The 25686-nt window shown below is 57.8% G+C and carries 21 protein-coding genes; 12 read left to right on the forward strand and 9 right to left on the reverse strand.

What is annotated here, in order from left to right; translation table 11 throughout:
- The first annotated feature begins 3 nt into the window (after positions 1-3).
- Together ACM1ZW_RS28725 and ACM1ZW_RS28730 are read left to right on the forward strand one after the other, a co-directional pair.
- On the forward strand, positions 4-1221 hold the full coding sequence (locus ACM1ZW_RS28725; RefSeq protein ID WP_017338364.1) for a fumarylacetoacetate hydrolase family protein: 1218 nt from the start codon (positions 4-6) through the stop codon (positions 1219-1221).
- Between the two features lie 17 nt (positions 1222-1238).
- Entirely contained in the window at positions 1239-2822 is a 1584-nt protein-coding gene (locus ACM1ZW_RS28730; protein WP_416739849.1) for an aldehyde dehydrogenase (NADP(+)), read from the forward strand.
- Positions 2823-2919: 97 nt separating this feature from the next.
- On the opposite strand, the gene ACM1ZW_RS28735 is transcribed toward ACM1ZW_RS28730, so the two are convergent.
- The gene (locus ACM1ZW_RS28735; protein ID WP_416739850.1) at positions 2920-4116 is read right to left on the reverse strand and encodes a XylR family transcriptional regulator; all 1197 of its coding nucleotides are present in this window, start codon (positions 4114-4116) and stop codon (positions 2920-2922) included.
- Positions 4117-4292: 176 nt separating this feature from the next.
- Here ACM1ZW_RS28735 and xylA point away from each other — a divergent pair, with 176 nt between their 5' ends.
- From xylA to ACM1ZW_RS28755, 4 genes are all read left to right on the forward strand, one after another.
- Positions 4293-5609 carry a xylose isomerase gene (gene xylA, locus ACM1ZW_RS28740; protein ID WP_017338361.1) on the forward strand — a complete coding sequence of 439 codons (1317 nt, stop codon included), beginning with the start codon at positions 4293-4295 and terminating at the stop codon, positions 5607-5609.
- Between the two features lie 148 nt (positions 5610-5757).
- Positions 5758-6759, forward strand: a complete 1002-nt coding sequence (xylF, locus tag ACM1ZW_RS28745) for a D-xylose ABC transporter substrate-binding protein (RefSeq protein ID WP_017338360.1) — start codon at positions 5758-5760, stop codon at positions 6757-6759.
- A gap of 82 nt (positions 6760-6841) precedes the next feature.
- Positions 6842-8398 carry a D-xylose ABC transporter ATP-binding protein gene (xylG, locus tag ACM1ZW_RS28750; RefSeq protein ID WP_414884366.1) on the forward strand — a complete coding sequence of 519 codons (1557 nt, stop codon included), beginning with the start codon at positions 6842-6844 and terminating at the stop codon, positions 8396-8398.
- Positions 8399-9535 (forward strand): sugar ABC transporter permease, encoded by a 1137-nt coding sequence (locus ACM1ZW_RS28755; RefSeq protein ID WP_017338358.1) that lies wholly within the window; start codon positions 8399-8401, stop codon positions 9533-9535.
- 564 nt (positions 9536-10099) lie between these two features.
- Here the strand turns inward: ACM1ZW_RS28755 and ACM1ZW_RS28760 are convergent.
- Positions 10100-10990 (reverse strand): transporter substrate-binding domain-containing protein, encoded by an 891-nt coding sequence (locus ACM1ZW_RS28760; RefSeq protein ID WP_416739851.1) that lies wholly within the window; start codon positions 10988-10990, stop codon positions 10100-10102.
- Between the two features lie 724 nt (positions 10991-11714).
- Between ACM1ZW_RS28760 and ACM1ZW_RS28765 the strand changes: the two genes are divergently transcribed.
- A complete protein-coding gene (locus ACM1ZW_RS28765; RefSeq protein WP_416740866.1) occupies positions 11715-12011 on the forward strand; it encodes a hypothetical protein in 297 nt (98 codons plus the stop codon).
- A 280-nt stretch (positions 12012-12291) separates the two neighbouring features.
- On the opposite strand, the gene ACM1ZW_RS28770 is transcribed toward ACM1ZW_RS28765, so the two are convergent.
- Entirely contained in the window at positions 12292-13146 is an 855-nt protein-coding gene (locus tag ACM1ZW_RS28770) for a LysR family transcriptional regulator (RefSeq protein WP_416739852.1), read from the reverse strand.
- A gap of 74 nt (positions 13147-13220) precedes the next feature.
- Here ACM1ZW_RS28770 and ACM1ZW_RS28775 point away from each other — a divergent pair, with 74 nt between their 5' ends.
- Entirely contained in the window at positions 13221-14156 is a 936-nt protein-coding gene (locus ACM1ZW_RS28775) for a DMT family transporter (RefSeq protein WP_416739853.1), read from the forward strand.
- A gap of 180 nt (positions 14157-14336) precedes the next feature.
- On the opposite strand, the gene ACM1ZW_RS28780 is transcribed toward ACM1ZW_RS28775, so the two are convergent.
- The gene (locus ACM1ZW_RS28780; protein ID WP_017338352.1) at positions 14337-14879 is read right to left on the reverse strand and encodes a DinB family protein; all 543 of its coding nucleotides are present in this window, start codon (positions 14877-14879) and stop codon (positions 14337-14339) included.
- A 303-nt stretch (positions 14880-15182) separates the two neighbouring features.
- On the opposite strand from ACM1ZW_RS28780, the gene ACM1ZW_RS28785 reads away from it, so the two are divergent.
- On the forward strand, positions 15183-15914 hold the full coding sequence (locus ACM1ZW_RS28785; RefSeq protein WP_017338351.1) for a carbon-nitrogen hydrolase family protein: 732 nt from the start codon (positions 15183-15185) through the stop codon (positions 15912-15914).
- 855 nt (positions 15915-16769) lie between these two features.
- On the opposite strand, the gene ACM1ZW_RS28790 is transcribed toward ACM1ZW_RS28785, so the two are convergent.
- Positions 16770-17723, reverse strand: coding sequence for an LLM class oxidoreductase (locus ACM1ZW_RS28790; protein ID WP_416739854.1), 954 nt, complete (start codon positions 17721-17723; stop codon positions 16770-16772).
- A 370-nt stretch (positions 17724-18093) separates the two neighbouring features.
- Here ACM1ZW_RS28790 and ACM1ZW_RS28795 point away from each other — a divergent pair, with 370 nt between their 5' ends.
- Both ACM1ZW_RS28795 and ACM1ZW_RS28800 read left to right on the forward strand, forming a co-directional pair.
- A complete protein-coding gene (locus ACM1ZW_RS28795) occupies positions 18094-18531 on the forward strand; it encodes a nuclear transport factor 2 family protein (protein ID WP_168758110.1) in 438 nt (145 codons plus the stop codon).
- Positions 18532-18728: 197 nt separating this feature from the next.
- Complete coding sequence (locus ACM1ZW_RS28800) at positions 18729-18944, forward strand: hypothetical protein (protein ID WP_414884361.1); 216 nt, start codon at positions 18729-18731, stop codon at positions 18942-18944.
- A 51-nt stretch (positions 18945-18995) separates the two neighbouring features.
- Here the strand turns inward: ACM1ZW_RS28800 and ACM1ZW_RS28805 are convergent, their stop codons facing one another.
- The 4 genes from ACM1ZW_RS28805 to ACM1ZW_RS28820 all read right to left on the reverse strand — a co-directional run bounded on the left by ACM1ZW_RS28805 (position 18996) and on the right by ACM1ZW_RS28820 (position 24911).
- Entirely contained in the window at positions 18996-20618 is a 1623-nt protein-coding gene (locus tag ACM1ZW_RS28805; RefSeq protein ID WP_017338345.1) for an acyl-CoA synthetase, read from the reverse strand.
- A 133-nt stretch (positions 20619-20751) separates the two neighbouring features.
- Complete coding sequence (gene gcvPB, locus ACM1ZW_RS28810; RefSeq protein ID WP_017338344.1) at positions 20752-22308, reverse strand: aminomethyl-transferring glycine dehydrogenase subunit GcvPB; 1557 nt, start codon at positions 22306-22308, stop codon at positions 20752-20754.
- Entirely contained in the window at positions 22305-23708 is a 1404-nt protein-coding gene (gene gcvPA / locus ACM1ZW_RS28815) for an aminomethyl-transferring glycine dehydrogenase subunit GcvPA (protein WP_031318813.1), read from the reverse strand. Before gcvPA ends, gcvPB begins: the two co-directional genes overlap by 4 nt.
- A 36-nt stretch (positions 23709-23744) precedes the next feature.
- Positions 23745-24911, reverse strand: coding sequence for an ATP-NAD kinase family protein (locus tag ACM1ZW_RS28820; protein WP_017338342.1), 1167 nt, complete (start codon positions 24909-24911; stop codon positions 23745-23747).
- A gap of 160 nt (positions 24912-25071) precedes the next feature.
- Between ACM1ZW_RS28820 and ACM1ZW_RS28825 the strand changes: the two genes are divergently transcribed.
- Entirely contained in the window at positions 25072-25656 is a 585-nt protein-coding gene (locus ACM1ZW_RS28825; RefSeq protein ID WP_017338341.1) for a TetR/AcrR family transcriptional regulator, read from the forward strand.
- Positions 25657-25686 lie beyond the last annotated feature (30 nt).

A 25686-nucleotide genomic window follows, 5' to 3' on the forward strand; every position in this document is an offset into this window, starting at 1 on the left:
TTCATGCCCCAAACAAACGTTGCCATCACATTGTCGGATTTGAACACTCCAGCCCAGGACCTCACGCAAGGCACCTGGATCGGACGCGTGTGGATTCCTGGCGCCACGGCAGGGCCTGCCATCGTCCTGCTTAAAGACCGCGAGGTCTATGACATCAGCGTTCGGGTGGCGACCGTTTCGGCCCTGCTTGAACTCGATGACCCCGTTGCTTACCTGCGCAGCCTGCCATTGGAGCAAGCGCTAATCAGCGTCGACGCGTTACTGCGCAACAGCGATGTCTCGATGCGCGACGAAACACTGCCGTGGCTGCTGGCGCCGATTGACCTGCAAGCGATAAAAGCCGCCGGGGTGACCTTCGCAACCAGCATGCTTGAGCGGGTGGTCGAAGAGCAGGCCAAGGGCGACCCGGCCAAGGCCGATAGCATTCGCGCAACTCTGGTAGCGAGCATCGGTACTGACCTCGGGGACATCGTGCCGGGCTCTTCCCAGGCCGCCGCGCTCAAGGAAGTGCTGATCAGCCAGGGCATGTGGTCGCAGTACCTCGAAGTGGGCATCGGCCCGGACGCCGAGATATTCACCAAAGCTCAGCCGTTGTCAGCGGTGGGTTACGGATCGGACATTGGTATCCATCCGAAGTCCAGCTGGAACAACCCAGAGCCCGAAGTGGTATTGGCCGTTTCCAGTCGTGGCAAGGTACAGGGCGCTACGTTGGGCAATGACGTCAACCTGCGCGACTTCGAAGGGCGCAGTGCGTTGTTGCTTTCCAAAGCCAAAGACAACAATGCGTCAACCGCGCTTGGGCCGTTTATCCGACTGTTCGATGAAACCTTCAGCATCGAGGAGGTGCGCTCGGCAGAAGTCGCACTGCGTGTCGTAGGCGACGACGGTTTCATCATGGATGGCAGCAGCTCCATGAACCAGATCAGTCGTGACCCGCTGGATCTGGTCGCCCAGACACTCAATGAGAACCATCAGTACCCGGACGGCTTTGTGCTGTTCCTCGGCACGCTGTTTGCCCCCAAGCAAGACCGCGATATACCCGGCGGAGGCTTCACCCATAAAGAGGGTGATCTGGTCGCCATCAGCAGCGCCAGGTTCGGCACGCTGGTCAACCGCGTGACGACAAGCGATCGCGCGCCGGCCTGGCAGATGGGTTATCGCGCCCTGCTCGACAACCTACACAGCCGTGGCTTGGTTTCTGCCGCCATCAAGCCACGCTAGCCAACACGAGAATCCCTATGAACGCTTACACCGGACACAACTTTATCAACGGCGGACGCAGTGCCAAGGGGCACTCTCGCCTGCAGAGTTTCGACGCCACCACTGGGCAGGAACTGCCGGGCTACTTTACTGAAGCCACGCGAGAGGAAGTGGATGCTGCCGCCCATGCGGCGGCAGCGGCCTACCCGCTGTACCGCACCCTGCCGCCCCTTCGACGCGCGGCGTTTCTCGACGCCATCGCGGATGAACTCGACGCCCTGGGTGACGAATTCATCGCGACGGTCTGCCGCGAAACGGCGCTGCCGGCCGCACGTATTCAGGGTGAACGTGCCCGTACCAGTGGTCAGATGAGATTGTTTGCCAAGGTGCTGCGACGTGGGGATTTCTTTGGTGCACGTATCGATCGTGCCTTGCCTGACCGTCAACCGCTGCCCCGTCCCGATCTGCGCCAATACCACATCGGTATCGGCCCGGTCGCCGTATTCGGCGCCAGCAATTTCCCCCTGGCCTTCTCTACGGCGGGCGGTGATACCGCCGCTGCGCTCGCGGCGGGTTGCCCGGTGGTATTCAAGGCCCACCCCGGGCATATGGCTACGGCGGAATGGGTCGCTCTGGCAATCATTCGCGCCGCCGAACAGACCGGAATGCCGCCCGGAGTCTTCAACATGATTTACGGCGGGACGGTCGGTGCCTGGCTGGTGCAACACCCGGCAATCAAGGCCGTAGGCTTCACCGGATCGCTCAAGGGCGGCCGGGCGCTGTGTGACATGGCAGCGGCAAGACCAGAACCCATCCCGGTGTTCGCCGAGATGTCGAGTGTCAATCCGGTACTGGTGCTGCCGGAGGCCCTCAAGACCCGTGGTGCAAACATTGCGGCCGAGGTCAGCGCCTCTGTGGTTCAAGGGGCAGGACAGTTCTGCACAAAACCTGGAATGGTGATCGGAATACGCTCTCCCGAGTTCGATGCGTTTCTCGATGACCTGACCTGGCAGATCAACGCTCAGCCTGCACATACCCTGCTCAACGCCGGCGGGCTGTGCAATTACTCCGATGGCCTGACCCGCCTGCATGATCACCCGCAGATCCACCATCGAGCGGGGAATCCTCAAGCAGGTATCCAGGCTCACCCACAGCTGTTCGAAGCGGACGCCGAACTGCTGATCAACCATGACGAACTGCTGCAGCACGAGGTGTTTGGCCCGGTTGTAGTCGTCGTTGCGGTCGATGACCGGCAACAGCTGCAGCACGCGCTGCACGGTTTGCAGGGACAACTGACCGCGACCTTGATTGCCGAACCCGCGGATCTGGAGATGTTTGCCGAATTGATTCCAGTGTTGGAACTGAAGGCGGGTCGCCTTTTGCTCAATGGTTACCCGACCGGTGTCGAGGTCTGCGATGCGATGGTTCATGGCGGCCCCTACCCCGCCACCTCGGATGCCCGAGGCTCGTCCGTGGGAACGCTGTCGATCAACCGCTTCCTGCGGCCGATCTGCTTCCAGAACTACCCGGACAGTTTGCTTCCCGACGCATTGAAAAACGCCAATCCGCTCGGCATTCAACGCCTGGTAGACGGCGCCAGCACAAATGAGCGTTTGCGTTGATGCGCCAGTTAGATCCCGTACTACGGTGATTAAATCGACCGTCTCCAGTGTCGAATGACTACTTCTGGCCAAACCAACCCTTCTCACCCCACAACAATCAACCAATTGCACCCGACACCGCTGTAGCGCCCTGCTGGTATTCACGGGGCGTACAGCCAAACTCGCGACGAAACACCGTGTGCAGGTACTGTGCGGATTTGAATCCGCACGTGCGGGCAACGTCCGCAATCGCTGTCTCGGTATTTTCCAACTCGCTCGTCGCCGCCGCCAGTTTGAAATGCAGAATCTCATCATGCACGCTGCAGCCCCTCACAGTGCGAAAGTGCGACTCCAGCGATGAACGCGAGACGCCAACATAGGCCGCCACTTGCGCGGTCTTGATGCCCTGGCAGGCATATTGGCGGATAAACAGCAGCGCTTGCATGACGTAGGGGTTGCCCAACGGTTGGTGCAAACTCGACACCTGCACGTTGATCGCATCCGGCGGGATCAGGATGTGCGTGCCGGTGGACGGCATGCCGTGTAGCATCTGGTGGAGCAGTTGCGCGGCAGTGCGGCCCATGGTTTCGGTGCCCTGAATGACTGAGCTCAAGGGGACCCGGGTCAGGCTGCGTGTCAGCGGATCGTTGTCGATGCCGATCAACGCCACCTGTTCCGGTACGGCGATTCCGGCGGTCAGGCAGGCCTGCAGCAACTGCCTTGCACGGGCGTCACTGACGGCGATGATACCTATGGGTTTAGGCAGGCTTTGCAGCCAGGCGATCAGTTGTTCGACGGCGCTGTCCCAGAGAGGTGCACTGGTGCCCATGCCGCGGTAGACCTCGGCATGCAAGCCGTCACGTTGCATCAGCCGTCGAAAGGCTTTTTCCCGCTCCTGCGCCCAACGATTGGCCTGCGCTTCAGGCAGGCTGAAGCAGGCAAAACGCTGCAGCCCCGCCTCGATCAAGTGCGCATAAGCCAGGGTAATCAATGCGTTATTGTCGGTGGCGACATAAGGGATTCCTTTCGGGTAGGCGCGCTCATCCTGATAAGAACCACCCACCGCGACCACCGGCAACTTGATGTCGGCCAGCGCCTCGCCAATCAGCGGATCGTCGAAGTCGGCAATGATCCCGTCACCCTGCCAGCGCTCGATCCCTTTCAACCGGCAGAGAAAGTCCTCTTCCAGGAACAGGTCCCAGGACGCGCGGGTGCTGCTCAGGTAGTTGCCGATGCCACTGATGATGCCCCGGTCATAGATCTTGCTACCGTTGAACAACAGTGCGATGCGGTGAACAGGCGGTACTGTTTTCATTTTTTTCAGGCTTGTTCCGGGGCCCCTTCTCACGGAGGCGGTTTGCACAGACTAGGCGCGCAGACCACGAATCTCAATACGCAAAATCGCACCCAGTGTTGGTGATTTTCATAATCAGCAGGCATGGCGCCGTTGCTAGTATCGAGACACCGCCAAGAACAACAAGGACATTGCCAATGCTGTACTTCCCCGATGTCGACAAGATTCGCTACGAAGGCCCTGCCAGCGATTCTGCCCTCGCCTTCCGTCACTACGACGCCGACAAAATCATCCTCGGCAAACCCATGCGCGAACACCTGCGCATGGCCGCCTGTTATTGGCACACCTTTGTCTGGCCCGGTTCCGATGTGTTCGGTGCAGGTACTTTCAAGCGCCCGTGGCAACACGCCGGCGACCCGATGGAGCTGGCGATTGGCAAGGCGGAAGCCGCGTTCGAGTTCTTCTCCAAACTGGGTTTAGACTATTACTGCTTCCACGACACGGATGTCGCCCCGGAAGGCAATTCGCTGAAGGACTACCGCAACCACTTCGCGCAAATGATTGATCATCTGGAGCGACATCAGGAGGAAAGCGGGATCAAGCTGCTTTGGGGCACCGCCAACTGCTTCAGCAACCCGCGTTTTGCCGCCGGCGCCGCCAGCAACCCGGACCCCGAAGTGTTTGCCTTCGCCGCTGCCCAGGTCTTCAGCGCCATGAACGCGACCCAACGCCTGAAAGGGTCCAACTACGTGTTGTGGGGCGGTCGCGAAGGCTACGAAACCCTGCTCAATACCGACTTGAAACGTGAACGCGAACAACTGGGCCGCTTCATGCGCATGGTGGTCGAGCACAAGTACAAGATCGGTTTCAAAGGTGACCTGCTGATCGAACCCAAGCCGCAGGAGCCGACCAAGCACCAATACGATTACGACAGCGCCACCGTGTTTGGCTTTCTCCAGCAGTTCGGCCTGGAAAAGGAAATCAAGGTCAACATCGAAGCCAACCACGCGACCCTGGCCGGTCATAGCTTTCATCACGAGATTGCGACCGCCATCTCGCTGGGGATTTTCGGCAGCATCGACGCCAACCGCGGTGATCCGCAGAACGGCTGGGACACCGATCAGTTCCCCAACAGCGTCGAAGAAATGACCCTGGCCACCTATGAAATCCTCAAGGCCGGCGGGTTTAAGAATGGCGGGTACAACTTCGACTCCAAGGTTCGCCGCCAAAGCCTCGGTGAGATCGATCTGTTCCATGGTCACGTCGGCGCAATGGATGTCCTCGCCCTGTCCCTGGAGCGGGCAGCCGCCATGGTGCAGAACGATCAGCTTCAACTGCTCAAGGATCAACGCTACGCCGGCTGGCAGCAGCCGTTCGGGCAGGCGGTGCTGACGGGTGAGTTCAACCTCCAGTCATTGGCCGAACATGCCTTCGCCAACGAACTGAATCCGCAGGCCGTCAGCGGCAGGCAGGAGATGCTCGAAAACGTCGTCAACCGGTTCATCTATCGCTGATCGCCCCGGCGTCTGCGGGCGCATTAACGCTGTGACATTCGCACGACAAATCTGTGTCCGCGGCGTCTGCCGATTCTCTACAGTTCTACCAGCCCGAGACTCATCGTCAGGCAGTGTCTTTCAAACAAAAACAAAAGGACGCACCACTATGAAGAATGTGAAACGCGCGCTACTGGCCAGCGCCCTGGCGCTGCTGTCGCTACCGGTGATGGCCGATGCTGCCCACCCGAAAATCGGTTTCTCCATTGATGATCTGCGGCTGGAACGCTGGTCGCGTGACCGCGATTACTTCGTCGCGGCGGCGGAGAAAATGGACGCCAAGGTCTTTGTACAGTCGGCCGATGCCAACGAGCAAAAGCAAATTTCGCAGATCGAAAATCTCATTTCCCGTGGCGTCGATGTGATCGTCATCGTGCCCTTCAACGCCACGGTCCTGACCAATGTAGTGGCCGAAGCGAAGAAAGCCGGGATCAAAGTCGTGTCCTATGACCGCCTGATACTCAACGCGGATGTCGACGCCTACATTTCCTTCGATAACGAAAAGGTCGGCGAGATGCAGGCCAGCGGCGTGCTGCACGCAGCGCCCAAGGGCAATTACTTCCTGCTCGGTGGTGCGCCTACCGACAACAACGCAAAAGTCCTGCGCGAAGGTCAGATGAAAGTGCTGCAACCGGCCATCGACAAGGGCGATATCAAGATCGTAGGCCAACAATGGGTGAAGGAATGGAACCCGACCGAAGCGCTGAGCATTGTTGAAAACGCCTTGACCCGCAACAACAACAAAATCGACGGCATCGTCGCTTCCAACGACGCCACGGCAGGTGGCGCCATCCAGGCATTGGCCTCTCAGCAACTGGCCGGCAAGGTGCCGATTTCGGGGCAGGACGCAGACCTCGCAGCGGTCAAGCGAGTGATCTCCGGCACGCAAACCATGACCGTGTACAAACCGCTCAAACTCATCGCCTCCGAAGCCGCAAAGCTCTCGGTGCAACTGGCGCGTAACGAGAAACCCGCCTACAGCTCGCAATACGACAACGGCAGCAAAAAAGTCGACACCATCCTGCTCACCCCGACTCCGTTGACCAAGGACAACATCGACTTGCTGGAACAGGACGGGTTTTACACCAAGGCGCAGATTGCCGGGCAGTGATCATCGCCCCGTAATGCCACCTGCAGGAGCGAACTTGCTCCTGCGGGACCGGCCTCGTACCTGCCGCTTATGAGTCTCTGCCATGTCCGACTATCTGCTGCAAATGAACGGTATCGTCAAAACCTTCGGCGGTGTCACAGCGCTCAATGGCATCGACATCAAGGTCAAGCCGGGGGAATGCGTCGGGTTGTGCGGCGAGAACGGCGCAGGCAAATCCACGCTGATGAAGATCCTTTCCGCGGTCTACCCCCATGGCACCTGGGACGGTGAAATCCTCTGGGACGGTCAACCCCTGAACGCGCAATCGATCAGCGAAACGGAAGCCGCCGGTATCGTCATCATTCACCAGGAACTGACCCTGGTTCCCGACCTGTCGGTGGCCGAGAACATTTTCATGGGCCATGAACTAACGCTGCCCGGTGGACGGATGAATTACCCGGCGATGATCCACCGCGCCGAAGCCCTGATGCGTGAATTGAAAGTGCCGGACATGAACGTATCGCTGCCGGTTTCGCAGTACGGCGGCGGCTATCAGCAACTGGTGGAAATCGCCAAGGCACTGAACAAGCACGCGCGCCTACTGATCCTTGACGAGCCTTCATCGGCCCTGACCCGTTCGGAAATCGAGGTGCTGCTGGACATCATCCGCGACCTCAAGGCCAAGGGTGTTGCCTGTGTCTACATCTCCCACAAGCTCGATGAAGTGGCCGCCGTGTGCGACACCATTTCGGTGATCCGCGATGGCAAACACATCGCCACGACTGCCATGGTGGACATGGATATTCCACAGATCATCACCCAGATGGTCGGACGGGAAATGAGCAACCTCTACCCCACCGAACCACACGATATTGGCGAGGTGATTTTCGAGGCCCGCCACATCACCTGCTACGACGTCGACAACCCCCAGCGCAAACGAGTCGACGATATTTCCTTCAGCCTCAAACGCGGGGAAATCCTCGGCATCGCCGGACTGGTCGGCGCAGGCCGCACCGAACTGGTGACAGCGCTGTTCGGCGCCTACCCCGGTCGCCAGGAAGGCGAAGTCTGGCTGGACGGCCAACTCATCGACACCCGCACGCCGCTCAAGTCAATCCGTGCTGGCCTGTGCCTGGTGCCCGAGGACCGCAAGCGCCAGGGCATCATTCCAGACCTGGGCGTCGGCCAGAACATCACCCTGGCCGTGCTGGACAGCTACTCGAAACTGACCCGCATCGATGCCGAAGCCGAACTGGGCAGCATCGATCGAGAAATTTCACGCCTGCACCTCAAGACCGCGAGCCCGTTCCTGCCAATCATCAGTCTGTCCGGCGGCAATCAACAAAAAGCCGTATTGGCGAAGATGCTACTGACCAAGCCCCGGGTGCTGATTCTCGATGAGCCCACCCGAGGTGTGGATGTCGGCGCCAAGTACGAGATCTACAAGCTGATGGGGGCGCTGGCGGCCGAAGGCGTGTCGATCATCATGGTGTCGTCAGAGCTGGCCGAAGTGCTCGGCGTTTCCGACCGCGTTCTGGTGATTGGCGAAGGCCAGTTGCGGGGTGACTTCATCAACCACGGACTCACCCAGGAACAGCTGCTCGCCGCCGCACTCAGCCAGCCTGATGGCCATAATAATAATGATCGGAAATCCGCGTAAATGAACCAGGTCAAACAACTCTTCACTCGCTACAAGATGCTCGCGCTGGTGTTTGCCGTGGCGTTTATCTGGCTGTACTTCAGTTGGCAGACCGAGGGCGGATTCCTGACACCGCGCAACCTTTCCAACCTGCTGCGCCAGATGTCCATTACCGGGATTCTCGCCTGCGGCATGGTGCTGGTCATCATCAGCGGAGAGATCGATTTGTCGGTCGGCTCATTGCTGGGCCTGCTCGGAGGCGTCGCAGCTATTCTCGACGTGGTCTACCACGTACCGTTGCTGGCGAACCTGGGCCTTGTGGCCCTGTGCGGGCTGCTGATCGGCCTCGCCAACGGCTACATGGCCGCCTACCTGCGTATTCCGTCATTCATCGTCGGGCTGGGAGGCATGCTGGCTTTCCGCGGCATTTTGCTGGGGATTACCGGCGGCACGACCATCGCCCCGGTATCGCCGGAACTCGTCTACATCGGTCAGGGTTATTTGCCCCACATAATCGGCACGGGCCTGGGCGTTCTGCTGTTCGCACTGACGTTGTTCCTGACTTGGAAACAACGACGCAATCGCGCCCTTCATGGCCTTGCGGCACATTCACTGGTGCGTGACGTCGTGCGTGTGCTGTTGATCGGCGCGGTGCTAGCCGGATTCGTCCAGACCCTCAACAGCTATGACGGCATTCCCGTGCCGGTCCTGCTTCTGCTGGTTCTGCTGGGCGGTTTCAGCTACGTGACCAGCCAGACCGTGTTCGGCCGGCGCGTGTATTCCGTGGGCAGCAACATGGAAGCGACACGTCTCTCCGGTATCAATGTGCAGGCCGTGAAGCTGTGGATTTTCGGAATCATGGGCGTCATGTGCGCCCTCGCCGGCGTGGTCAACACCGCTCGCCTGGCCGCCGGTTCACCCTCGGCCGGAAGCATGGGCGAACTCGACGCCATCGCCGCCTGCTTCATCGGCGGCACCTCCATGCGCGGCGGGTCCGGCACCGTTTACGGCGCCCTCCTCGGCGCACTGGTCATTACCAGCCTGGACAACGGCATGTCCATGCTCGACGTCGACAGTTACTGGCAGATGATCGTCAAGGGCAGCATTCTGGTGTTGGCCGTGTGGGTGGATGTGAGCACTCGGACTGGGCGACGTTGATCTGCTGTGTATGAAGTGATCCGCGGCAGTCTGCGTCTAGGGAGAGGCGATTTTTCGCGACGGTTGTCATGCGGCCACCGATGGTCAGCCACCCGCCGGAGTAAGTGCGGAGATGAGCTTGAATGTTCTCGCCTGCAACTTGAAACGGGTCATGAAAATCATTGGTGCCAACGGTTTGATGAAAGCGCTGACGGCCTGAAAAAAGCTGATTTTGGCCCATTCCAGAGGCTGTAAAAACAGCGTCGGCGTGTTCCAGGCTACGACTGATATGGCCCGTGACATGAACGTGCGATCGCTCAGTCAACGAACGTCACTGCTCCACTTATTGAGGTGTCCGAAAATCACATTGCTTGGTTTCGAATTCTTGAAAAGTATGAGATTCCGCAACCCACCGTCTGTGTACTCAATTAAGTGAATGGAGCCAACTCTAATCTTAGCTTTGCGCCTGGAACCGCCTCTCAACGAGCGTTAGTGCCGACCCGATGCGATTCGGAACCGGCAGCTGCTCACAATGATCGAGTCAAGTCAGACTTCTGTGTCATTCGCTCAGGTACTCGTCAAGCTTTAAAGCACTGGTTTGTCACTGCGCGCCTTGAGATTGGCTTTGAGCTGTTCGCTCATCGGCATATTCAGATTCATTCCTTTTGGAGGAATCGGTGATTGAAACCACTTGGTGTATAGCCTTACGAATTCGCCCGACTCCATGAGACGGGTAATGGTGCCATCGACCAATTGCTTGAACTCAGGATCATCTTTGCGAAGCATGCAGCCGTAGGGTTCGACTTGCAGCGCATCACCCACGACTTCGAGCGAATCGGGATTTTTGGAGTTCGCCATGAGGCCAAAAAGCAGAATATCGTCCATGGCAAACGCCACGGCACGATCATTTTCAACCAGCGCCAAGGAGTCGTCATAGTCTTTGCCCAAGACAACCTGTACGTCTAGATTGTTGTCGGTACTGTATTGGCGGAGGACTTTCTCGTTCGTGCTGCCGACGGTGCTGGCGACAGTCTTCTTTGCGAGATCGGCGTAGTTCTTTATGCCGGAGGTCTTCTTGGTCAATAGGCGCGTGCCGGTGTAGAAATGGCTAATTGCAAAAGCCACGTCCTTGCCACGCGCAGCGTTGTTGGTTGTGGATCCGCACTCCAGATCGTATGTGCCGTTGACCAGCAACGGAATGCGGGTTTGCGAAGATACAGGAATGTAAGCCACTTCTAAGTTCGGCTTGTTGAGCTTCCTGCGCACATCATCAACGATGGCATCGGTTAAATCGACTGAGAAACCCACGGCTTCGGTAGGACTGATCAAGTAGCTGAAAGGTACCGATGCCTCCCGGTAAGACACGGTGATTTTGTTTTTATCGGCAACTTTTTCGAGTGTCTGCGAGTTGACGGGTGCCATGGCAGACAAGCCTGCGGCGAGGATTGTCGTTGCTACGAAATATGAAGTTTTCATCGGACACCCTTTAAAGTATGAAAAAGGCAAAAACATCTCAAAAACACACTGAGAAACGTAAAGGACGTGAGCACTAATGTCCGGCATGTCTACGAAACGTTATTGCAAACACTACGCCCAAGGACGGTAGATACTTTGAGCCAGATCAGAAAACCGAGTCATGTGCGAAGTCGCACAAACTCCATCGCGACGGATCGCGGGCGCTTCAGCTTAAGACGCCACGCTGCCGATTGGAGTATTTGGGGGTGCGGAAATGAGGGAAGATATTTCGCTGACACTTAGGCGCATCTAAAGCCTGCGGCTTAAGGTATCGATCGATATGGGCGCCGGACGAAGAAGCCCCATCGCGAGGGGTTAGGCCAGACCTTGAATGTCTGCTCCCCACGCTGGCTACTTCAGCTTTTGGCCGACTTCTGTAACTTACCAGTGTCAGCTTTGGGTTGTTTTCTTCCTTTCGCCACCGTCAGCTAAGGGTCGATTGCTGCGCCTGGGCAGAGGCAGAAATCGGCCAAGAGGTTCCACCTCGCCAGCCACCTCAGGGACGAGCTGGTTGGGCGGCAACTGGCGAGGCGAACACATAGACAATAGCTTCCCTTGCTGAACACGCCTCACGCCGCTCATCAAATACCCCTGCTCGTCCGCCGCCTCCCTCCGCAGCTTTCGTTTAGACGTAAGCTCAACTACGGTGATTCCAAGACTGCTGTCCAACCGAGGAGCCCAGTGCATGTCCAGAATCTTCTCTCTGATGCTCGCCGGCCTGTTTCTGTACACCAGCCAGGCAATGGCAGACACCCTCAAGATCGGCGTGATCGGCGCCGGCAAACTGGACGGCAAAGTGATATTCAGCACCAGTAATCCATTCGGCGGCCGTGACGCAGGTGTCGGGCGCAAGGCGCTGGACATGGGCGTGGCCCTGGCGGATCAGCCGTATCTGCCCGGCGTGCACCTGGTGCAGGCGTTCAACGCGTGGTCTGGCTTGGGGCTCCACCTTGAGCATGGCGCGCAAAAAAACCTTGGATAATTGCATCCGCTATGCCGGCCGATCCGGTGGCACGCCGACTACTTGCCAAGTGGTGTTGGCGGAGTGCAGGCATTGAAACCTATGCAAAGCCGAGGAACGACAGGATAACCACGACGACCACCACTAACCCGACGATGTAGATGATGTTGTTCATGAAATCCACCTCTCAACCAGAATAGGACTGCGGCACGAGGGCTTGCACCTTCACGGTAGTGCAGCTTTGCTCGCAATGCCATTCAGCAAGAGACGATCGGGCAAGACAGTTTCCCTTGCTCACAGACTAGAGCCGAAAATGCTGTTGCATGGCTTGGGAGAGCAAATCCACCGCTTCATCCCCATCTGAAGACGGCGATCGGATAAACACGACCTCATGCTCCGGTATGACGGGCAAACCGTCGAGGATCTGCATACTTCCCGTCACCCTGGCGCGGTCTATCAGACTGATCGCCAACCCGGCCTCCACGCAGGCGCTGACGGCCTGGTTGGACGGACTGTCCAGCACCGCGCGCCACCGGCGGCCGCTTTGTTTGAGTGATGCCACCATGGCTTGCCGATAAGGGCATTGCGCCGCATGTACGGCCAGTGGCAGCGGATCCATCGAGGCCAGCGACTTGTTTGCCGGCCCCACCCAGATCGGCGTGGTGGCGACGAGAAATTGCGCCTGCATGGTCAACTGCCCCCTGGCTTGGGCAATCACCGCGGCCTGAAGCTTTCCACGCTGGACCTGCTCACGCAGCGAATCACTGGGGGCTGTCTTCAACTCCAGCACCACGTTGGGCCAGGCAGCGGCGAATGTCGGCAGGATGTCGCGGATGACATGGGCGGCGTATTCGTCGGGGACACCCAGGGTAATGCGTCCTGCCAGGTGGCTTCCATGCAGGTCGGCCAGCACCCGGTCATGGGTGCTCAGCAGTTCTGTCGTCGACAAAAGCAAACGCTTGCCCAGTGCGGTCAGGGAGACGGACTGATTATCGCGATTCAGCAAGCGCCCCCCGGCGACTGCCTCAAGCCGCTGGATATGCACGCTCACCGCCGCCGGGCTTTTATGCAACTGCTCGGCCGCCGCACTGAATTTGCCGATCCGCGCCACCGCATGAAATGTAAGTACCAGCTCGATATCGAGGATCGCCGTCATGATTTAATCTTCGTGAATGACTGCTGCACTTTATTTTGATTTATTAGATTAGGCCGATTTCGTAGCCTGTGGCAATGAACCAGCCCACACCGATCTCCTGTCAGCAGCAAGTCATCCCCCACTGGCGCCAGAAGCTGCCGCTGCCGCTGCTCGAGGCGGCTTTGATTCTGACCTGGAGTTCCGGATTCGTCGGCGCGCGATTCTCGATGGACTATGCGCCCCCCTTGTTGGTGGTGTTTTGGCGCTGCGTCGTGGTCACGCTGATCCTGTTTCCTTTCGTCGCCAGGCAATTGCGGCAAACCTCCCCTGCCGTGTTGCTGAAAAACGCTGGCATCGGTCTTCTGGCCATGGCCGGCTATCTGGCCGGCGTCATACAAGGCATAGCCCTGGGTGTACCGGCGGGCCTTGCCGCGGTGTTCGCCAACCTGCTGCCGATGGCGGTCGCATTGCTGGCCGCTGGCGTGCTGGGGCAAAGACTGGCCTGGCAAGTCTGGGCAGGGCTGGGCATCGGCCTGGTTGGGGTTGTGGTGGTGACGCTTGGTGCGCTGGCCTGGGGTAGCGCGCCCCTCTGGGCGTATGGCCTGCCGGTGCTCGGTACGCTTTCGCTCGCCATCGCGACACTCTGGCAGAAGCATCTGCACGCCTCTGAATCGCTGGACCTCCTGCCCAACCTGTGGCTGCAATGTTGCGTGTCGAGTTTTGCATTCGCCCTGATCGAGGGCACGCAAGGTAGCCTGGCGCCGATACCCGGCATGGGGTTTGCGCTGAGCGTACTGTGGACGGTGGGATTGTCTACGTTAGGCGGCTACGGGCTTTATTGGGTCTGCCTGCGCCGGGCGACAGCCACACGAGTGGCCAGCGTCTTGTACCTGAGCCCGCCCGTCACGATGCTTTGGGCCTGGGCCATGTTCAACGAACCGTTGTCATGGCAAATGGTGTCAGGCATGGCAGTGTCCGGGGTCGGCATCTGGATGGTGGTTCGGTCGGAGGCTCGGCAGGCCTGGCGGTAAAGCTGATGGATGTTGCGGGGCAGAAGATGCTCTTGCCGACAGACTGCAATCGGCTGTGGATTCAACCGATCGATGCAACACATCTAAATTCTGTGTAAGCAGAAGGAGTGTTGCAGATGGCCACGCTGGTTTACCAGCCCGGTATGACATGAAAATCCCGGTCTAGCACTGGTTATTAGATTATGTGCGCGACTCGGAAGAAATGAGGAGGACCAGATCAGTATCGCCTACGTCGACACCAGCTTGTGACAGCAAAGTAGTAACTTGGCCTCGGTGATGAGTCTGGTGGTTGAAGAAATGCATGACCAAGCCATAAAAGCTCCTGTCAGCGGGGGTTCCTTTCATGCTTGTGTAATTGAGGGTGTGATCTAAATCCGCCTCTGTAATCGAGCGAGACCACTCGACAATCACCTGATCGAGCCAAACGCGATGTGCCGAAAGTGCTCGGATATTTGAGAGCTGTAACTGGTCGAGACTTGTGGGGGCCGGGAGCTGTCGAATCGGCTCCAGAGCCAAGTGATTCGCCGGGTGCCTGGCAAATCGCTTTAGCCAGATAGTGTCCCCGGCCACCAGGTGATTCAACGTCCCGAGAATAGAACCAAAGAATGCTTTCCTATCCACTGACAGCTCTTCATCTGTCAGACTTCTGGCCGCCTCATAAACCTTTGCGTTCATCCAATCGTTATAGATAGCCATCAGGCAGATATGGTCGGTGCGGCCCATCGTGTTCATCCTTTGAGTGAATACTAGACAAGCGTTCCACGCTCATCTGGGGCCATTCTAGAGCAAGGCTTTTTGAATCACCCTTGATTTCGTAGACACGTGACCGGCTATATCGGGTCGGCTGCTGCTCTTCGCGACAGGCAACAATCGGCCAGGAGCGGCCATTGGCGTTCGTGCAAACTCCTCCGTACGCACTTTTCAAACTGCCAACGTTCGTGCAGCATGCATTGACTTTTAAGCAGAGGCTGAGCACCAGTTCAGTCACTCTCGAAGCTAACCCTACACATGGAAGCGAGACGGGAAATGAAGTTAATCGCTGCGCAGATCCTCCCTGTACCCGGGGAATATGAGAAAAACATCACCAGACACATTGATGTCATCCACCTGGCTGCAAGCCAAGGCGCCAATCTCGTGCTTTTTCCCGAGCTTTCCCTCACCGGTTACGAACCGAGGCTGGCTGAGGTCTTGGCGGTGCATCCGAGTGACGGCCGTTTTGACGAGTTCCAGAGGTTAAGCGACCTATATGGGATGACCATCGCTGTTGGCGCGCCAACGAAGGGAACTAAAGGCACCGAGATCAGCATGATCACCTTCCAACCCGGCCTGGAGCGCACGAGCTATTCAAAACAGCATCTACATTTCGACGAATTACCTTTTTTCACTCCGGGCACCGAGAAGCTTGTGCTGAGTCAGGCAAATTTTGTCCTTGCACCCGCCATTTGCTACGAGTCACTGCAACCAAGCCACGCCGCACAAGCCGCAGAGTCAGGCGCTCAGGTGTATTTGGCAAGCGTGGCCAAGTCTGAGAGAAGTATTGCATCGGCAAACAGTCATTATCCGATGATTGCTAAAAAGCATTCCATGACGGTGATGATGGCGAACTGTATAGGCACCGCCGACGACTTTGTAGCAGCAGGTTGTTCTGCCATCTGGAACAGTCACGGTGAACTCGTTTGCAGCGCCAACGCCTTTCAAGAGGCATTAGTTGCGTACGATGTACAGACTGGAGAAGCGAGCATTTTCAGCCTGGTTTGAAATCCCGCTCATGCTCACCCTCGCTGACAGCTACCTACCAACCGTTACCAGTATCGGTGAAGGTGGGACGGACTATCTATATTGGGTCGTTTTTTGCGCTCTCGCGATAGGCAGAAATCGGCCAAGAGCGGACGTTTGCGCGCTCCGAAACAAGCCGTCGTTCACTCCTGTGAGTAAGGCGCGTTATCTGCCGACTGATGCCAAATAGATCCATGGGCTCGGCAGAGCTCAACGGAATATCTGTCGCACAACATTTCGATGGCGGCTTTATCAAGTGCCTGATCTGAAGAGGAGATTGACCCACCACAGGTCAGGTACAAGTACAACGCAGCCAGGGCCTCCAGCCTCGACGAGTCGGACTGCACGGTAAACCTTGAGACATCTACCTCGCTCGCATGGATTTCGATGTAAGGGTCATCGCTCTCTCTGTCCTTCACATACAGGTATGTCCAAGAGCGGCTGTTCACAGGGTATGAATCACCATCCGTGTCTACGTTTCGCCCAGGGCCATAGAGCAAATCCAGAAAACATCTGAAGTCGGGCCGTTCGCTAACGACGGTCACTGTGTACATAGGTTCTCCGTATTGTCCGCTTTGGGTCGCTTTCTGCCTCGCGCGACTGGCAGAAAACGGCCAAAAACAGTCGTTGGAAAACTCTATGGGTTCAACAGTTTCCCCCACCATTGCTAGTTTTTCCAACTGTTCCGCGTTAGCCGTCTTCGTGCTGGCTATGCTCCATGGTAAAGCGATTCAAGCCAAGTCGGGCTTCAGTCGCGATACCCTGGACGCGGTAGTCGACCAAGCCTTGTAGCCTTGTTCATCAAAATCGACCGTTCCGTTTCGCTTAGCTCCATTGTCACGCTTCTGGATAGTTGCCAGCAAAATAAGGAATCACGTACTCACCCAGCTCCTGAACGACTTCGTGCGCAGGGCGGCGACCGTATTTGAGATTCAAGCCGACATGGTTGACCCCTATCTCTCTCAACGTTTGCAGGTAATGGATCAGGAAACGATGGCCTGACCTGAATCCGAGATGAATAGGCGTGGCTGCTTCTTCCGGATCTGGCGAGAGATCAACATAAAGTGACTGCGAGAATGGCTTGAAACCTTGAGTCAACGACCGCCATTTTTTTATCGTCACTGCCTGTTGCACCACGTCCTGCGGATAGTAGAGCCAACCGTCGGCATGATTGGCGATCCACTCCAGCGATTGACGCGAGTGTCCCGTAACCATAACAGGGATGGCGCCCAGTAGAGGCTTGGGTAGCAGGTCTGCGACGGAAAGTTCTACCCTAGACGTGGAGATCCTTGGCGACTCTTCGCTCCATACACGGCGCATCACCGTCAATGCTTCCTGAAACAATTCCTGGCGTTTTTCGAGAGAGGCGTTGAAGGCCGAGAACTCGGTTGGCCGGTCCCCTGTCGCAAGACCAAGCACGAGGCGCTGTCCCGACAGTCTGTCTACCGAAGCTGCTGCCTTGGCGAGATGCAAGGGATGACGCAAGGTCGAAACGATGCTGCCCGTCGCGAGCGCGATACGGGTCGTCTGCGCCGCCACATAGCCCATGAATACCCATGGGTCATAAATGTGGCCCACATCACCGAACGAAGGAACATTCAGAGGAACATCCCTGAAATACACGGCCGAAAATCCGTAGCGTTCCGCCATTTGTGCGGTACTGATCTGTCGCGCTAAATCCATCTCCGGGATAGCCCCTGCGTAGGATTCAATCGCGAAGTAAAGCCCAAGAGTCAGGTGCCCCTCGCGGTACATGGCCGAGTATCCGCGGTGATCTTTGAAGTCATGCATGTTTGACGATTGATCCAAGTGAAGAAGTGCCGCATGCATCATCCTGGCCAAGCCTGGTTGGGCAGAAGCTTGCTACATACGCAATGTATGCAGAGCAAAATACAACATACAACCCGTATGTCAATCGACAGATTTGCCCCTTCACCACAAAAAATCCCCTGCTGCTCAATCGATTTCTACGACAACCCAGCCTTCCATCGCTCCAGGTTTTACGAAAAAGCATTCGGTATGCATGCCGCTTGACATGCGTAGCGTATGTTAAATAGCATTACTAACATACGCCACGTATGAAAAATTCCGCCGCACGGACGCCATACCTTCATCACCCGCAGAAAAGTTCCAACACCACGTAAGCCAACAGGGAGTATTCATGATCGACAGTCTCGTTGGGTACCAGTCGCCCTCCATGATTTCCGACACCGCGACCCGGGAGTCACTCAATGCCTTTATCACGAAAGTCCTGCAGGGTTTTTCCACGCCTAGCTCGGACGTCGCCAAGTACTTCACCGATCCGGACGTCGCGATCGCCGGCTCAGGCCTGGACGAGTTCTTCATGGGGACCGAAGCGGTACAAAATGGCGTGACGTGGGTGACCACCCTGAACATCCGATGGGAACCACGACTGGTGGTGTCCTGGATACGCGGTGACATTGCCTGGGCGCAGATCCGAATCGACGGCCACACGTTTGAAAACGCTGAGCCAACGGTCGTCCAGTACGTTACGACCGGGGTATTCCAGCGCAAGGGCGACGGCTGGACCTGGTTGTACTGGGGTGGCAGCGAACCGCAAAAAGTAGCTCGGCTGTAATCAGATACTGCCGCAAGTTCGACCAGATCCGAGGCCGTTAACTCCTAGCATTCCTTTACAGATGGACGACAACGGTGGTCAACAAACGAGTGGATTACCGCCTACGGCCAAGGTTCGTAATCCCCCCAACCCAGCCTGTTTACCCAACCTCGATTTCCCGTCCCCTGCCCACCATCGGTATTGCACCGGAGGCCCAGATGCCTTTTTTCAGAACCTATGCCTTTCATCTCGACAATGCTTCGCTTGAGAAGTATTGCCGACCCGCTGATTTTTTTGCCTGCGATACGTTGATGCAGGAAGAGGTCGGCGAGCTTGGCGTCCCCCACGCCAATAAAACCTGCGAACAGGATCTGCAAACGCTGAAGCCTTCAGCCAACCATCAGCCTTCTCCATTTAAACTGGAGAGAGGCTGATAGCCTTTGCCGGCTACTCCAGCTAACGCGCTCTAAACTTGGGCACTCTTTTCAGAGTGCCTTGGCCCAATCGCGCAACAAGTACTTCTGGATCTTGCCTGTCGATGTTTTCGGCAACTCGATGAACACCACGGTTTTCGGCAATTTGAAGCCCGCCAGATGTTCACGACAGAACAGGATGATATCGGCTTCCCGGGTGTTCTGATAATCGACTTTGAGCTTGATGAAGGCGCAAGGAGTTTCGCCCCACTTTTCGTCCGGACGGGCGACCACTGCGGCCTCCAGTACTGCCGGGTGACGATAGAGAACGTCTTCGACCTCGATGGTGGAAATGTTCTCGCCGCCCGAGATAATGATGTCCTTTAGGCGATCCTTGATTTCGACATAACCGTCAGGGTGACGTACCGCCAGGTCGCCGGTATGGAACCAGCCGCCTTCGAACGCTTCACTTGTCGCTTCGGTGTTCTTCAAATAGCCCTTCATGATCGTGTTCCCGCGCATGAAGATTTCGCCGACACTTGTGCCGTCCAAGGGGACCGGTTCAAGGGTTTTCGGATCGGCAACCATCAGCCCTTCCAGGGTCGGATAGCGCACGCCCTGGCGCGACTTGATCCTTGCGCGCTCATTCAGCGGTTGCTCGTCCCACTGGTCATGCCAGGCGCAAACGGTCACCGGGCCGTAAACCTCAGTCAGCCCATAAACGTGTGTGACCTTGATGCCCATCTCCTCGACCGCACCGATGACTTTGGCCGGCGGTGCGGCGCCCGCCAGCATGGCGTCGACCGGATGATCGAAGGCAGCCTTGGACGAGTCTGGCAGATTGACCAACGCATTGAGGACAATCGGCGCACCACACAAATGGCTGACCCGATGTTGATGAATCAAAGTGAGGATTTTCTGCGGATCGACCCGACGCAGGAATACATGAGTCCCAGCCAACGCAGTCACCGTCCATGGATAGCACCAGCCGTTGCAATGAAACATCGGCAAGGTCCACAAATACACCGGGTGGTGCCCCATGGCCCAAGTCATCTGATTTCCCAGTGAGTTGAGATACGCCCCGCGGTGGTGGTAAATGACCCCCTTGGGATTCCCCGTGGTGCCGGATGTGTAGTTGAGCGAGATGGCTTGCCATTCATCCTCAGGCCATTGCCAGGCGAACTGTGGATCACCTTCAGCGAGGAAGGCTTCATAGTCCAGCGTGCTAACCGCGCTGCCTTCGCCGTACTCCGGGTCGTCCACATCGACAACCAGTGGCGGATGAGAGAGCAGGCTCAAGGCTTCACGAATAACAGCGTGGAACTCCCGATCGGTGATCAACACCTTGGCTTCGCCGTGCTCAAGCATGAAGGCAATAGCTTGCGCATCCAGCCGCACGTTCAGGGTATTGAGTACAGCGCCGATCATCGGCACGCCAAAGTGGGCTTCGAGCATGGCCGGGATGTTGGGGAGCATCACTGCCACGGTATCGCCCTTGCCGATACCCCTCTGGCTTAGTGCGCCAGCCAGGCGCCGGCAACGTTCATAGGTCTCTTGCCAGTTGCGGCGAATGGCGCCGTGGATCACGGCGGGATACTCACCGTAGACAGAGGCTGTGCGCTCGATGAAGCTCAGCGGAGAAAGGGCGATATGGTTGACTGCCGAGGGCGCCAGGCCCGTTTCGAAAATCGACATGAGGTTATCCTGTGGGGGAAATCACCAGCCTGTTTTACTGTGCTGGAAACCTCCGATGGCTGATTGTTAGCTCTGATCAGGTTTCAAAACGGCCCCGCCTGATCAACGGGGCCGCTGCGTGCAAACGCCAGGTTCAAGCAGTCTGTTGCTTGGTTTTGCGCAGGTGCGCACGCCAGGTCATGGCCCAATGAGCCGGGTCTTCCAGCGGTGCGCTCTTCAACCGGTGAATAGCCTGGTTGTGCGGCGAGGTCTTGACGATCACCGGATTCGAGTAAGCCTCGTCGGATATGTGCGCAAGCACCGCAATCCAGGTGTCCAGCGCCTCTTTACCGTACATCTCGCCTGCCTCGGGGGTGAACGGCTCCGGTACCAGCCACGGGTGGTGACTGCTCCACATCGGATCAATACCGAAATCGCTCATGCGGTTTTGCACGTCATGGACGTCGACTCCGGTTTCCTCCTTGAGTTGCTCAAGGCTGTAGCGCGTCATCTCCATCCGGTGGCTTTTAGCCTCAGGGTGTGAACGAGTCACGCCACGAATCGCCAGCAAGCCTTTTTCCATGTAGTTGTTGGCCAGTACCGAAATGTCCGACGCCTCAGCCATCCCTTTTGCGCCCATGGCGCGGGACCAAGCGTAGGCCTTGAGGATGACCGGAACGTTGCCCCAGAACTCGCGGATCTTGCCGGCACTCTGCGGACGGTCGTAATCCAGGCTGTATCGTTCACCGTCAAAGGCCACCACCGGTGCCGGCAGGAACGGTGCAAGTTCTGCCGAACAACCATAGGCGCCCACTGCCGGGCCTCCCACTCCACTTTTCGGTGCGCCGAACGTCTTGTGGAGCATGAACATGCACGCGTCGAAACCGAGCTCTCGCGCACGAATCTTAGTCATCGCGCCGTTGAAGTTTGCATGGTCGTAGAAGCACAGACCGCCCGCTTCATGCACCACGCGCACCCACTCACGAATTTCCGGGTTGTACACGCCCATGTCGTCGGGGTTGTTCACCATCAGCGCTGCCGTGCGGTTGGACACGGCGGCCTTCAGGGATTCGAGCGACGGGTAACCGTTCTCTTCGATCATCAGGGTGATGACCTTGAACCCGGCGGCAGCTGCCGTCGCGGCGCTGCTGGGGTGCGTCTGGATGGTGGTGATGATCTCGTCACGCTGCTCCAGTTCGCCACGGGAAGCATGGTAGGCACGGGTCACCGCGCAACTGGTGTACGCCGCGTCAGCACCGCCGCCTGCCTGGAAGATGAACTGGTCCATCCCGGACAACTCGCGCAGGATCGTGTCCATGCCATGCACGACTTCGAGCGCGCCTTGCAGGGTGTCCTCGTCCTGATGTGGATGCACGTGAGTAATTTCAGGGCGCCATGCCATCGCCTCGTTGATCTGCGCGTTGTACTTCATGGTGCAGGTGCCGAACAGGCTGATGTTCATCATGCCCAGGGTCTGCTGCGACAGGCGCAAGTAGTGATACAACACCTCGGGCTCGGACAGTTCCGGCAACGCCGGTTTGCTGGAGCGCCTCATGTTCGCGGGAATCAAATCGACGGCGCTGCCGACAGCCGCTTGCACGTCAGCCTCAACGTCGGAAAAGATCACACCGCGACGGCCGGGATAGCCCATCTCCAGAATGACGGGTTCGCTCCAGACGGGAGCATGGTATTCCTTGAGTGGAGTGCTCATTGTGCGATTACCTCTTTAAGTGCAGCAGTCAGGCGCTGAATATCGGCTTGTGTGTGAATCTCGGTGACGCAGTACAGGGCGCTGGCCCCAAGCGCCGGAAAGTCGTGAGTCAGATCTTTGCCGCCGAAGATTCCGAGCGCGAGCAACTGCTTGTTGATGTCCTTCACGCTCAGCCCGGTGGCGTCGAAATTCACCACGAACTCCTTGAAGAAACCGGAAGGGAATGTCACTGCCAGGCCCGGAACTTCACTCAGCAACTTCGCCGCGTAGTGAGCACGTTGCAGGATGAGATTGCCTACATCCTCGAAGCCCTTTGGTCCCATCATCGCCATGTAGACGGCATTGGCGATGGCCCACATGTAGACCGAATGACCGGTCCAGTCATTGCCCTTGTCACGCAAGCCGTAGGACGATTGTTCGAACAAGCTCAGGCCAAAACCATATTCGCCGGGCTTGGTGGTTTCGGCGATGCTGATGAACAGCGTCGGGTATTGGTGGGCGTACAGTTCTTCGTCGCGGGTTGCAATGAAGCCGCTGACCCCGCCACCACAGTTCATATGCACGCCGAGCGGCTGAGTGGTACCCACCACGATGTCGGCGCCGAAATCAATCGGTGCGGCCAGCACGCCGAGGGAGATCGGATCGACCCCAACGATGACTTCGGCACCCGCTGCATGGGCAATGGCGGCGATTTCGGCCCCTTGCTGTTCGATCACACCGAAATAAGACGGTGTTTCGAAATAGACCGCAGCCGTTTGCGCACCGATCGAGGCACGGAGGTGATCAATATCGAGCAAGCCGGTTTTCGGGTCAAAGTCGACGAGTCGCACGACGATGTGGCCCGGCATTTCCACGGGTTCGCAGTAGTTGCGGATGATGGAAAGCCGCTCAGGATCGATGGCACGGACCACCGCCACTTCGCTGCGCCCGGTAATTCGGGTTGCCATGCGAATGGCGTGACCCGCAGCGCAACCCCAGCTGCGCACCGGCAGGCCGACCAGATCCATGTTCAGCAGCTCGCCGAGCTGGCTGCAGAACTCGAACCAGGCTTGATTGCGACCGTGGTCGGAGCTCGGCTCACCAAACACCGAGGTCAGCCATTCATTACGGCGCACGACTTCGTCGCACGCTGCCGGAACGTGATGCTGCCAACAGCCGGCACCCAGGAAGTTAAGGTTTTGCTCGCAGGTCTTGTTTTTCGACAACGTGCTGAGCAGATGCCGACGCAGCTCGCTCTCGTTGAGCGCCGGCGGCAAATCAATCGGACGTTGCAGGCGGTGTTCATTGGGAATTTGCTGGAACAACTCCTCAATGCTGTCTACACCGATCGAGTCGAGCATCTCCTGTTTGAGTGCAGGAACAGAGTTCGCCATGTAGGGGTGGGCGACATGATTACTCATGGGGTTATCCTCGTTTTTATCGGATGAAACAATTGATCAGGATCGAACCCTGAAGAAGACGGACCGGTCAGGCCCTGTGTGCACGCGTATGTGGCCGCTGAGCATGGCATCGACTTCGGCGTCACCCGTGTCGACGCGCAAGCAGCCGGTATCGAGGGAAAGGAGCTTGTCCATCGAGGTGATCACGATGATGTGTTCGCGCCCTGCCCGGCGGATGACCTCGGCGCTGATCTGCTGGTTGCCACGGCCGAACAAGCTGCCGTGACCGCCCAGAACGCCAACGATGATGCGTGTCTCGTACCCTTCCATCAGACGGATCAACGCGTGTTCATTGAGGTCGGCACCCACCAGCGCACCGTCCATGACCGCGTCTACGCCCAACAGCGTCGACGGCAGGCCGAGCTCAGTCATAATGCGTCGCGTGGTGGTGCCTGGCCCCAGCAGGTATAGGCAGCCGGGTTTCATGTCCCTGACAACCTGTCGGGACACGGCGTCGAGCGCCATGTTTTCGTTGGCCAAGGAACCGGCCTTGGCGTTTTGCGTCAGGTGACGTTGGTGCGGGCTGCGGGCGTAGCCATACAGCCGCGCCGACACCTGATCGTTGCGCATGGCAGCCTCGTCGATGTCCATGACCTCGGCTTCGCGAAAGCGCACCGACGAGTCGCCGGCTACGAAGCGTGCCGCAAGATGTCCAGCGTTCTGCGGATTAGTGCCGAACACGGCGGAATACATCTTCACACCCGTAGGGATACCGAGGATCGGTACGCGATCACTAACCTTTTCCAGCACATCGCGCGCGGTGCCATCTCCGCCGGCGAACAAAAGCAGATCGACCGAGGCATGCGCCATGACGAGCGCGGCATTTCGGGTGTCATCGGGCCGGCTCGCTCCCGGCGACGACGTATAGACGACAATCGGGTCGAGACCGGCGGCGCGCGCGACATCTTCGCCCAGCTCACCCGAGCCGGTGATCAGCCGGAATGGCGTCGTCGAAGCCGCCAGACGCTTGAGCGCGATCAAGGCCCGATCGCTTGAAACGGGTTGCGCACCGCGGCGCCTTGCTTCCTGCAAAACCTCGACCCCGTCGGTGCCCTTTAGCCCCACGCGTCCGCCCATTCCGGCGACCGGGTTGAGGATAAATCCCAGGGTTTTCCCCTGACCTGCGGGGTGCAGTGAAATATCGGAATCGCGCTGTTCACGCATTGCTCGGTATCCTGTGCGAAATGGCGGGGCTCCCGAGGCTGAGAGCACACAGCTCAGACTCATTGCATACGCCTCGTATGTGATACACAATACGACATACGCGAAGTATGTCAACTTACATACGCAACGAATGTTAAATTCTTTATAGGGAACAAGACCGATGGCGCAGAAGCGTGCGGACATGATTGCGGAGACTCGCGGCAAACTGATCAAGGCGGCGCGAGACGCATTTGCTGCGAAGGGATATGCGGAAAGTTCGATGGACGATTTCACCGCTCAAGCGGGTCTGACCCGGGGTGCGCTGTACCATCACTTTGGCGACAAAAAGGGCTTGCTACAGGCCGTCATCGCCCAGATAGATGGAGAAATGATGGAACGGTTGTCGGTCATTATCGAAGAGGCCAGCACAACCTGGGACGGCTTCATCGATGAGTCCATCGCCTACATCAAGATGTCCCTGGAACCTGAAATCCAGCGCATTCTCTTCCTCGACGGGCCAGCGGTACTGGGCGACCCGTCGCAATGGCCGAGCCAGAACGCGTGCATCCGAAGTACCCAACGCAGCATTCAAAAGCTGATTGACGAAGGAACGATCCGCGTGGTCGACACCGAAGCGACGGCGCGCCTGATCATGGGTGCCCTGCTCGGCGCTTCCTTGTGGATTGCACATGCTGAGGATCCCCAGACCGCCTCTGAAAAAGCCGTCGAAAGTTTCCGGGCATTGGCGTCCGGATTGCTGCTGTAAGGACAAGTGACAGGCGTAACGGTGCCGCAT

The organism is Pseudomonas sp. NFX71, assembly GCF_048079215.1.
In the GTDB taxonomy this organism is placed as follows: domain Bacteria; phylum Pseudomonadota; class Gammaproteobacteria; order Pseudomonadales; family Pseudomonadaceae; genus Aquipseudomonas; species Aquipseudomonas fluorescens_B.

Bases quoted from the DNA above. Each gene is read 5' to 3' on its own strand.
- ACM1ZW_RS28725 (WP_017338364.1), top strand. From the start codon at position 4: ATGCCCCAAACAAACGTTGCCATCACATTGTCGGATTTGAACACTCCA.
- ACM1ZW_RS28730 (WP_416739849.1), top strand. From the start codon at position 1,239: ATGAACGCTTACACCGGACACAACTTTATCAACGGCGGACGCAGTGCC.
- ACM1ZW_RS28735 (WP_416739850.1), bottom strand. From the start codon at position 4,116: ATGAAAACAGTACCGCCTGTTCACCGCATCGCACTGTTGTTCAACGGT.
- xylA (WP_017338361.1), top strand. From the start codon at position 4,293: ATGCTGTACTTCCCCGATGTCGACAAGATTCGCTACGAAGGCCCTGCC.
- xylF (WP_017338360.1), top strand. From the start codon at position 5,758: ATGAAGAATGTGAAACGCGCGCTACTGGCCAGCGCCCTGGCGCTGCTG.
- xylG (WP_414884366.1), top strand. From the start codon at position 6,842: ATGTCCGACTATCTGCTGCAAATGAACGGTATCGTCAAAACCTTCGGC.
- ACM1ZW_RS28755 (WP_017338358.1), top strand. From the start codon at position 8,399: ATGAACCAGGTCAAACAACTCTTCACTCGCTACAAGATGCTCGCGCTG.
- ACM1ZW_RS28760 (WP_416739851.1), bottom strand. From the start codon at position 10,990: ATGAAAACTTCATATTTCGTAGCAACGACAATCCTCGCCGCAGGCTTG.
- ACM1ZW_RS28765 (WP_416740866.1), top strand. From the start codon at position 11,715: ATGTCCAGAATCTTCTCTCTGATGCTCGCCGGCCTGTTTCTGTACACC.
- ACM1ZW_RS28770 (WP_416739852.1), bottom strand. From the start codon at position 13,146: ATGACGGCGATCCTCGATATCGAGCTGGTACTTACATTTCATGCGGTG.
- ACM1ZW_RS28775 (WP_416739853.1), top strand. From the start codon at position 13,221: ATGAACCAGCCCACACCGATCTCCTGTCAGCAGCAAGTCATCCCCCAC.
- ACM1ZW_RS28780 (WP_017338352.1), bottom strand. From the start codon at position 14,879: ATGGGCCGCACCGACCATATCTGCCTGATGGCTATCTATAACGATTGG.
- ACM1ZW_RS28785 (WP_017338351.1), top strand. From the start codon at position 15,183: ATGAAGTTAATCGCTGCGCAGATCCTCCCTGTACCCGGGGAATATGAG.
- ACM1ZW_RS28790 (WP_416739854.1), bottom strand. From the start codon at position 17,723: ATGCATGACTTCAAAGATCACCGCGGATACTCGGCCATGTACCGCGAG.
- ACM1ZW_RS28795 (WP_168758110.1), top strand. From the start codon at position 18,094: ATGATCGACAGTCTCGTTGGGTACCAGTCGCCCTCCATGATTTCCGAC.
- ACM1ZW_RS28800 (WP_414884361.1), top strand. From the start codon at position 18,729: ATGCCTTTTTTCAGAACCTATGCCTTTCATCTCGACAATGCTTCGCTT.
- ACM1ZW_RS28805 (WP_017338345.1), bottom strand. From the start codon at position 20,618: ATGTCGATTTTCGAAACGGGCCTGGCGCCCTCGGCAGTCAACCATATC.
- gcvPB (WP_017338344.1), bottom strand. From the start codon at position 22,308: ATGAGCACTCCACTCAAGGAATACCATGCTCCCGTCTGGAGCGAACCC.
- gcvPA (WP_031318813.1), bottom strand. From the start codon at position 23,708: ATGAGTAATCATGTCGCCCACCCCTACATGGCGAACTCTGTTCCTGCA.
- ACM1ZW_RS28820 (WP_017338342.1), bottom strand. From the start codon at position 24,911: ATGCGTGAACAGCGCGATTCCGATATTTCACTGCACCCCGCAGGTCAG.
- ACM1ZW_RS28825 (WP_017338341.1), top strand. From the start codon at position 25,072: ATGGCGCAGAAGCGTGCGGACATGATTGCGGAGACTCGCGGCAAACTG.